At 66.7% G+C, this 2,821-nt stretch carries 3 protein-coding genes; all 3 read right to left on the bottom strand.

The genetic code is table 11. The features are described from left to right. The coding region (locus HHX41_RS42520) for a Clp protease N-terminal domain-containing protein (protein WP_139578418.1) at window positions 1–125 on the bottom strand (125 nt) is incomplete at its 3' end. 314 nt (window positions 126–439) lie between these two features. Next, window positions 440–784, bottom strand: coding sequence for an Lsr2 family protein (locus HHX41_RS36175; protein WP_169988980.1), 345 nt, complete (start codon window positions 782–784; stop codon window positions 440–442). A gap of 1,294 nt (window positions 785–2,078) precedes the next feature. Continuing rightward, a partial coding sequence (locus HHX41_RS36170) for an RDD family protein (RefSeq protein WP_182909546.1) occupies window positions 2,079–2,821 on the bottom strand: 743 nt, incomplete at its 5' end.

Genomic DNA, 2,821 nt, shown 5'->3' with positions numbered 1-2,821 from the left:
TCACCCTCATGGATCAGACCAAGAAGAATGTGCTCAGTACCGATGTAGTTGTGGTTGAGCATCCTGGCCTCTTCCTGAGCCAGGACGACAACCCGCCGCGCACGGTCGGTGAACCTCTCGAACATCTCGTCGCTCCTCACGAAGCGGTCAGGCGAGCACGGGAGATCCGGCCCGTCGTTCCGCATGGTAGCCCCGACCCAGCGACCGCTCCTTGGCAGAAGGGTTCCCCAAGCGAAGGGCGTTCATGCTCTATCCAACCCCCTGCTGGGGGTGACATGTTCCCGATACGCCGCAAGCGAACGAGGTTTTAAGGGAGCACAAACACAATCGCGCGGTTATGCGATCGTCAGGTCCTCCGACGACCGGCATAACCGCACGATCAAGGTTGAAGTTAGGGAGTGTCCCGCCGATCTCGCCGTGGCGATCTAAGGGACACGACCTAGTGCGCGTCCTCGTACGCCTGGACGATCGAGGCGGCAATACGACCGCGCTCACTCACGGGGTGTCCGTGAGCCTTCGCCCAGGCGCGGATCTCCGCGCTCTTCTCGCGGGTCATGGCTCGCTGGCCCCCGCCGCCCGCACCACGACGGCGCCCACGGGCCTGCCCGCTGTCCGCGCGCCGCGCGCTGCCGACGAAAGGCGACAGGGCCTCGCGAAGCCGCTTCGCGTTGCCGTCGCTCAGGTCAATCTCATATGACGTGCCGTCAATCGCGAAGGTGACCGTCTCATTGGCCTCGCCGCCATCGAGATCGTCGATGAGAATCACCTGCGTGTGCTTGGCCATCCGGCAATCCTTTCGCAGCCCATACTTTGATTCGTCAGCCAAACATATACCCGGTTTCCCCCGGCTGACAATTCAAGATTGCGGATTCTCAGGAACCTCTGAGTCCCGTGACTTCTCGCGTGGCTCCCGTGCCGCGCGGAGACCCGCCGCGTCGGAACGTACCAACTTTACGATGCCGTAGACGACCGCGCCGGCGACGACCACGGAAGGTATCAAGGCGGACAATACCTCTGTCATTCTGCCTCGCTCGTGCCGGGGGTGTCATTAGGTGCACCCGAGGAAATTCCGGGGACGTGGCAAGGTCACCGGCCTCTTGCCGGGCCAGGCGCCCTGATACGACCATAGCGCCGGGAGGGACCGGCCGCGCCTTCCGGGGTGCCCCAGGAGGGCCGGGGTAATCCCCCGTCTCTCCAGCGGCCTTACCGGATGCACTCGAAATCGTACCCAGAATGCCGACCCGCCCGGTCACCGCTCCCCGGCCGTCCCTCCGTTTCACCGCCGGCGCACTTCCCGCGCGACGGCGGGCGGCGGTAGCGGCACTCCCCGGGGTTCGGCGAGGCCGGTGCCGTAAGGGCAGGTGAGGGGCCTTCCGGCCAGGCCGGACAGACACGGCCCGACAAGCGCGAAGCCGCAAACACGCTCGCGAAAAAGGACGGCCGGAGGACGTACGGCCGTTGAAGAGCTCGGGCGAAACGAGGAGCGACGTCTGGGCGGCCGGATCTTCACAAGGAGCCCCGCCCCCTTCTCGTACGCTGCGCTCGCCTTGCGAGATATACGCGCAAGCAGATCGTCACAGTCCGGAAGCCTCGCAAAAAGAGAGGACCGGCCGGTTCCACCAAGATCAACGGGGGCGACATGAAGATCGAATAAAGGAGCGGGGGCACAATCACGTGGACGGCCCGGGCGGCCGGGCGCCCGACTTTCGCACGGCCAAACGGTCCCCCGCATTCCGCGGGCGGCGTCCGCGGCGGGGTAGAGCGGTGCGCATCCGGAGCGTCATAAGGGCCCCCTGCGGCTCCATACGGCCCCATAAGCGCCCCTGACGGTTCCTTAAGCCGCCCGTGGACCGATATGGCCCGGGCGGGGACGGCGAGGACGAGCCTTAAGGATTGGCACCGGGGGCGGTCTCGCGGTCATTGGGGCACCTCCGGGGACGGTGAACCCAAGCATGGCATGCCCGGGCGGCCCCGTACGGTTTTTCCCGCACAGCCGGATGGGCACCCGGCGTGGACGCGCCAAAGCAGCCATAGAAAAAGGGGCCGATGGTCCGTTCCATCGGCCCCCTCTGCGGTCCTTACCTGACCTTGACCACCACGGTCTTGGCGACCTTGTCATGCAACGCCTGCTGCAACGGCCTGTCCCAAAGCAGCCACAGCATATTCAGCAACGCGAAGATGGCCGCCAGATACTCGACGACGGGAATCCAGCGCACCAACTGCGGACCCCACATCACGATTGCGCGCTTGCCGGCCACGTCGACGTCGAGGCCGCCGTCGAGGCTTCCGCCGACCGGGACGACCTTGATGCCCATTGCGATCTTTCCGAGCGTCTGCCCGCGCTGGCGCAGCATGACGAACTCGTAGCCGACCATGACGACACCGCCCAGGATCGCCACGAGCAGCGTGGCGAGGAAGACGCCGCTACCGGGGGAGTACACCCCGGTCCTCAGGTCGATGCTCCCGCTGGTGACGACGATCGCCGTGATCACGACCGAGATGATCCCGAAGGGGATGCCGACGACCACGCCGTCGATGATGCGGGCGACGAGGCGCTGCCACCACTCCGCGAGCGGAGCCGGGGCACCGGGCGGAATCGGCCCCGCGGCCGCGTACGGCTGGCCGAAGCCGGGCTGGGCATAGCCCTGCTGGCCGTACTGCTGGGCGCCGTAGCCCTGCTGCTGGCCGTAGCCCTGCTGGGAGGCCGACTGGCCGTACCCCGGCTGGCCGTACTGCTGCTGGCTCTGCTGGGCGCCGTACTGCTGCTGCCCGTAGCCGGGCTGCTGACCGTAGCCGCCCTGCTGCTGGCCCTGCTGGGCGC

The sequence above is a fragment of the Microbispora sp. H13382 genome, assembly GCF_014161445.1.
GTDB lineage: Bacteria > Actinomycetota > Actinomycetes > Streptosporangiales > Streptosporangiaceae > Microbispora.
This window is presented reverse-complemented; position numbering and strand designations above follow the sequence as displayed.

Coding starts and splice junctions, on each gene's coding strand:
- HHX41_RS36175 (WP_169988980.1), bottom strand. CDS start 784: ATGGCCAAGCACACGCAGGTGATTCTCATCGACGATCTCGATGGCGGC.